Annotated in this window: 5 protein-coding genes; 2 read left to right on the forward strand and 3 right to left on the reverse strand. The window is 70.1% G+C overall.

Annotated elements, in window-relative coordinates; genetic code table 11:
• Positions 1-433 precede the first annotated feature (433 nt).
• Complete coding sequence (gene trpS, locus JHN45_RS50175; RefSeq protein ID WP_201056136.1) at positions 434-1,429, forward strand: tryptophan--tRNA ligase; 996 nt, start codon at positions 434-436, stop codon at positions 1,427-1,429.
• Between the two features lie 45 nt (positions 1,430-1,474).
• On the opposite strand, the gene proC is transcribed toward trpS, so the two are convergent.
• From proC to JHN45_RS50190, 3 genes are all read right to left on the reverse strand, one after another.
• Positions 1,475-2,284 (reverse strand): pyrroline-5-carboxylate reductase, encoded by an 810-nt coding sequence (proC, locus tag JHN45_RS50180; protein WP_200717065.1) that lies wholly within the window; start codon positions 2,282-2,284, stop codon positions 1,475-1,477.
• Positions 2,285-2,359: 75 nt separating this feature from the next.
• Positions 2,360-3,166, reverse strand: coding sequence for an ABC transporter permease (locus JHN45_RS50185; protein WP_201056137.1), 807 nt, complete (start codon positions 3,164-3,166; stop codon positions 2,360-2,362).
• Positions 3,163-3,981, reverse strand: coding sequence for an ABC transporter ATP-binding protein (locus JHN45_RS50190; protein WP_201056138.1), 819 nt, complete (start codon positions 3,979-3,981; stop codon positions 3,163-3,165). The genes JHN45_RS50185 and JHN45_RS50190 overlap by 4 nt, the downstream gene beginning before the upstream one ends.
• A 332-nt stretch (positions 3,982-4,313) precedes the next feature.
• On the opposite strand from JHN45_RS50190, the gene JHN45_RS50195 reads away from it, so the two are divergent.
• The coding region (locus JHN45_RS50195; protein WP_201056139.1) for a SulP family inorganic anion transporter at positions 4,314-5,739 on the forward strand (1,426 nt) is incomplete at its 3' end.

Below are 5,739 nucleotides of genomic sequence, written 5' to 3' on the forward strand. Positions count from 1 at the left end.
GGCTGTTGGGCCGTTCCGACGAGTGAGACTTTAGCGGATTCCTGAGTCCCGAGCGAATCGGGGGGTGCGTCCTTTCGAACGCGGATTCCTCATTTCGCAAATACGCATGCCAATACAAGCGACGACGGATCGTCGATTGTCTGTAGGTACTTGCGGAATGGCTGTCCGGGGACCGACCGGAGTCGGCGCTCACGTCGGACAACTCGGAGAACACTACGTAGGCGGTCGGGGCGTGTCAACTCCGCTCCGGAGAGCCTCGTAGAGGCGTACTCTGTGTGACGTGACTACACATACGTGCACCCAGCAGTGGTGGGCCGCCTGACGGCGGCCGTACACACGTATGTACTCAACGGCCGCCGCCTCGGCGGCCGTTCTTGTTTCTCCCTCCAGGGGCGGCCGGCCGGCGCGGCGGTCTCGACCAGGAGGTGGAGAGATGACACGGGTCTTCAGTGGGGTCAAGCCGACCGGGCACCTGACGCTGGGGAACTACCTGGGTGCCGTGCGGCGCTGGGTCGATCTGGATCAGCGGCAGAGCGACGCCCTGTTCTGCGTGGTCGATCTGCACGCGCTGACCGTGGACCACGATCCGGCGCGGGTGCGCAGGCTCACCCGGCAGGCGGCGACGCTGCTGCTGGCGGCGGGGCTGGATCCCGAACTGTGCACCGTGTTCGTACAGAGTCATGTGGACGAGCACACGCGGCTGTCGTACGTCATGGAGTGTGTGGCCACCGACGGTGAGATGCGGCGGATGGTGCAGTACAAGGAGAAGGCCGCGCGTGAGCGGGAGCGGGGCGGGAGTGTGCGGCTGTCGTTGCTGACGTATCCCGTGCTGATGGCGGCGGACATCCTGGCGTACGGGACGGACGAGGTGCCGGTCGGGGACGACCAGACGCAGCATGTGGAACTGGCCCGGGATCTGGCGGTCAGGTTCAACCAGCGGTACGGCCATACGTTCGTGGTGCCCCGGGCCACCCGGCCGGGAGTGGCGGCGCGGGTGATGAATCTGCAGGAGCCGACTTCGAAGATGGGGAAGTCGGACGACTCCGGGCCGGGGATCGTCTACCTGCTGGACGAGCCTGACGTCGTACGGAAGAAGGTCATGCGGGCCGTGACCGACAGTGCGGCGGAGGTCGTCTACGACCGGGAGGAGCGGCCGGGGGTCGCCAATCTGCTGGAGATCCTGGCCGCTTGCGAAGGTGGGAACCCCGAAGCCTTGAGCGGTGTATATGAGTCGTACGGAGCGTTGAAGAAGGACACCGCGGAGGCAGTGGTCGAGCTGCTCAGGCCTGTGCAGGAGCGGCACAAGGCGTTGTGCGCGGATCCCGCTTATGTGGAAGGGGTGTTGCGGGATGGGGCGGAGAAGGCGAGAGGGATGGCGAAGCCGATGGTCGATACCGCGTATCGGGCCATCGGGCTTCTGCCTGCGTAGCCGTAGCCGTACGGACTTCCGGCCGTTCCAGCTGTTCTAGCCGTTCTAGCTGTTTCCGGAGGCCAGTTCGCGGCTGCGGTCGCGGGCTGCCTCCAGGGCGGCGATGAGTGCGGCGCGTACGCCGTGGTTCTCCAGTTCGCGGATGGCGTTGATCGTCGTGCCGGCGGGCGAGGTGACGTTCTCCCGGAGCTTGACCGGGTGTTCGCCGCTGTCGCGGAGCATGACGGCGGCGCCGATCGCGGACTGGACGATGAGGTCGTGGGCCTTGTCGCGCGGCAGGCCGAGCAGGATGCCCGCGTCCGTCATGGCTTCGACCAGGTAGAAGAAGTACGCCGGGCCGGAGCCGGAGAGGGCGGTGCAGGCGTCCTGCTGGGACTCGGGGACGCGGAGTGTCTTGCCGACGGCGCCGAAGATCTCGTCGGCGTGGGCGAGGTGGGCCTCCGTGGCGTGGCTGCCGGCGGAGATGACGGACATGGCCTCGTCGACGAGGGCGGGGGTGTTCGTCATGACCCGGACCACCGGGGTGCCTGCGGCCAGGCGCTCCTCGAAGAAGGAGGTGGGGATGCCCGCCGCGCCGCTGATGACCAGGCGGTCGGCGGGGAGGTGCGGGGCGAGTTCGTCGAGGAGGGTGCCCATGTCCTGCGGCTTGACCGTGAGGATCAGGGTGTCGGCGCTCTTCGCGGCCTCGGGGTTGGTGACCGGGGTGACTCCGTGGCGGGCGCGGAGTTCCTCGGCGCGCTCGGGGCGGCGGGCCGTGACCAGGAGGTCGGCCGGGGCCCAGCCCGCTCGGATCATTCCGCTGAGCAGGGCTTCGCCGATCTTGCCGGTGCCGAGGACTGCGACTTTCTGGGTCATGGGGTCATCCTCGCACCGGCCGTGTGCCCTTGAGACGGCTGTCCGGCTGGCGGAACACCGTTATGTGGTGCGCCTCTATGCCGTACGCCTCCTCAATGTGGCCGCGCCCAGGCACAGGACCAGCAGGGCGCAGCCGGCCACGATCAGGACGTCGCGGACGAAGGTGGCGGTCATGTCCGTGTGCTTGAGCACCTCGTTCATGCCGTCTACGGCGTACGACATGGGCAGGACGTCGGATACGGCCTCCAGCACGGGGTGCATGTCGGAACGCGGGGTGAAGAGGCCGCAGAGGAGGAGCTGGGGGAAGATCACCGCCGGCATGAACTGGACAGCCTGGTATTCCGAGGCGGCGAAGGCCGAGACGAAGAGGCCCAGGGCGGTGCCGAGGAGAGCGTCGAGGAGGGCGACCAGAAGGAGGAGCCAGGGGCTGCCGGTGACGTCGAGGCCCAGGAACCAGACGGCGAGGCCGGTGGCCAGGGCGGACTGGATGACGGCGAGGAAGCCGAAGGCGAGGGCGTAGCCGGCGATCAGGTCGCCCTTGCCCAGGGGCATGGAGAGAAGGCGTTCGAGGGTGCCGGAGGTGCGTTCGCGCAGGGTGGCGATGGACGTGACCAGGAACATCGTGATGAGCGGGAAGATCCCGAGCAGGGAGGCACCGATGCTGTCGAAGGTGCGCGGGCTGCCGTCGAAGACGTAGCGCAGCAGGACGAGCATCAGGCACGGGATGAGGATCAGCAGCGCGATCGTGCGGGGGTCGTGGCGGAGCTGGCGCAGGACGCGGGCCGCGGTGGCGGTGGTGCGGGCGACGCTGAGGGCGCTGGCGGGTGCGGGCGCGGTGGTTGTCGTGGCGGCCGTGGTGGTCGTGGTGGTCGGCGTGCTCATCGGGTCGTCTCCTTCTGGCGGCCGGTGGCCACGGCCTCGTCGACCAGGTGCAGGAAGGCGGCTTCGACCGTGTCGGAGCCGGTACGGGTGCGGAGGGCGTCGGGGGTGTCGTCGGCGAGGATCTCGCCCTCGCGCATCAGGAGGAGGCGGTGGCAGCGCTCGGCCTCGTCCATGACGTGGGAGGAGATGAGGAGGGTGGCGCCGCGGGAGGCGGCGATGTCGTGGAAGAGGGTCCACAGGTCGCGGCGGAGGACGGGGTCGAGGCCGACGGTGGGTTCGTCGAGGACGAGGAGTTCGGGGGTGCCGAGGAGCGCGACCGCGAGGGAGACGCGGCTGCGCTGGCCGCCGGAGAGGTTGCCGGCGAGGGCGTCGGCGTGAGTGGCGAGGTCGACGTCGGTGAGGACGCGGTCGACTTCGTGGCGGCGGATGGCGGCGGTGCGGCCGGGGTCGAGGATCGCGGCGAAGTAGTCGAGGTTCTGACGGACCGTCAAGTCGTCGTAGACGGAAGGAGCTTGGGTGACATAGCCGATGCGGGTGCGGAGGGCGGGGTGGCCGGCGGGGCGGCCGAGGACGTTCAGGGTGCCGGTGACCTTGGCCTGGGTGCCGACGATCGAGCGCATGAGGGTCGACTTGCCGCAGCCGGAGGGGCCGAGCAGGCCGGTGATCTGACCGCGGGGGACGGTGAAGTCGATGCCGCGCAGGACGGTGCGGGGGCCTCGGACGACCGTGAGGGCTTCGGCCTGGACGGCGGGTTCGGGGGCTGCGCCGGGTGGCGTGTCCGGCGATCCGGGTGATTCGGCGACGTAATTCATCATGCGATGAATAATGCTCTCGCGGAGCGGGGCCGTCAAGCGGGTTCGGCGCGCGAGCCGTCGGCGGCGCGGCCATCTGCGGTGCGGTCGCCCGCGGTGCGGCCGCGCGGATGCGCGGTCGCATGGGTGCGCGGGACGGCGCAGGCGCGTGTCGGCGCGATCGGAGCGGGGGGCTCCGGTCTGGGCGCCTCCGCGTTCACGGGGCGGTCACACGAATCGCGTGCGCGATCAACTCCCGTTCCCGACAATGGATTTCAGTTCGCCGCGCCCTCCCCCGGTGCGGCGCCCACGCACCTCTCATCCGGCTTTGTCCCGTCTTCGGAGGTGCCGTTGTCATGCGTGTCATGGGTGTCATGAGTGCCGTGCGCTGTGGTGTGAGCAGGGCCGATCTGTTCGCTTCGCTGGTCGTCTTTCTCGTCGCGCTCCCGCTGTGCGTGGGCGTGGCGATCGCCTCCGGGATGCCGGCCGAACTGGGGCTGGTCACCGGGATCGTCGGCGGGCTGGTGGTCGGGGCGCTGCCCGGCAGCAGCCTTCAGGTGAGCGGTCCGGCCGCCGGGCTGACCGTGCTCGTGTACGAGGCCGTGCGGGCGTACGGCGTCGAGGCGCTCGGGGTGCTGGTGTTCGCGGCCGGGGTGGTGCAGTTGGGGCTCGGGGTGCTGCGGCTCGGGCGGTGGTTCCGCGCCGTGTCCGCGGCCGTGGTGCAGGGGATGCTCGCCGGGATCGGGCTCGTGCTGGTCGCCGAGCAGGTGTACGCGCTCGGCGATGTGGCCGCACCGGCGGACGGGCTCGGGAAGCTCACCGGGCTGGTGTCGCTGCCGGGGCTGGTGGATCCGGTGGCGTTGTCAGTGGGCGGTGCCACCATTGCCGTACTGGTGCTCTGGCCTCGGTGGCGGCGCGGGGCTCGGCTGGTGCCGGGGCCGTTGGTGGCGGTGGGGCTCGCGGCGGCGGTGACCGGGGTGTTCGACCTGTCGGTGCGGCGGGTGGAGGTGCGGGGCTTGCTCGGTGCCGTACGGGTGCCGGAGTGGGGGGATTTCGGGCGGCTCACGGAAGTGGGGGTGATCGGGACGGTCGTCGCGTTCGCGTTGATCGCGTCGGCGGAGTCGTTGTTCAGCGCGGCGGCGGTGGACCGGCTGCACCGGGGTCCGCGGACGGACTACGACCGGGAGTTGATCGCGCAGGGCGCGGGGAACGCGGTGTGCGGGGTGCTCGGGGCGTTGCCGATGACCGCGGTGATCGTGCGGAGCGCGGCGAACGTGCAGGCGGGCGCCAGGACCAAGGCGTCGCGGGTGCTGCACGGCGGGTGGCTGCTGCTCTTCACGGCACTGCTGCCCAAGGTGCTGGGGCTGGTGCCGGTCGCGGCGCTGGCCGGCCTGCTCGTGCACGCCGGCTGCAAGCTCGTGCCGGTACGGCAGGTGCGGGGGCTGTGGGCCGGGCATCGGGGCGAGGTGGTCGTGCTCGGGGTGACCGCGGTGGCGATCGTGGTGGGGAATCTGTTCGAGGGAGTGCTGGTCGGACTGGCGTTGGCGGTGGCGAAAACCGCGTGGGACATCAGCCATGTCCACGTGGAGACGGAGGACCTCGGCGACGCGGGAATCGTCGTACGGGTCCTGGGACATGCGACGTTTCTACGACTGCCGAAACTGCTGGACGCGTTGGAGGCGCTGCCGTACGACCAGGAGGTGCGGCTGGAGTTGGGCGGGTTGCGGCATGTGGACCATGCGTGCGCGGCTGCGTTGGACGGGTGGGTCATCGGGCGGGGGG

This window comes from Streptomyces sp. MBT53 (genome assembly GCF_016654115.1).
GTDB lineage: Bacteria > Actinomycetota > Actinomycetes > Streptomycetales > Streptomycetaceae > Streptomyces.

Excerpts from the sequence above, each read along its gene's own strand:
- trpS (WP_201056136.1), top strand. The coding sequence starts at position 434 with ATGACACGGGTCTTCAGTGGGGTCAAGCCGACCGGGCACCTGACGCTG.
- JHN45_RS50190 (WP_201056138.1), bottom strand. The coding sequence starts at position 3,981 with ATGATGAATTACGTCGCCGAATCACCCGGATCGCCGGACACGCCACCC.
- JHN45_RS50185 (WP_201056137.1), bottom strand. The coding sequence starts at position 3,166 with ATGAGCACGCCGACCACCACGACCACCACGGCCGCCACGACAACCACC.
- proC (WP_200717065.1), bottom strand. The coding sequence starts at position 2,284 with ATGACCCAGAAAGTCGCAGTCCTCGGCACCGGCAAGATCGGCGAAGCC.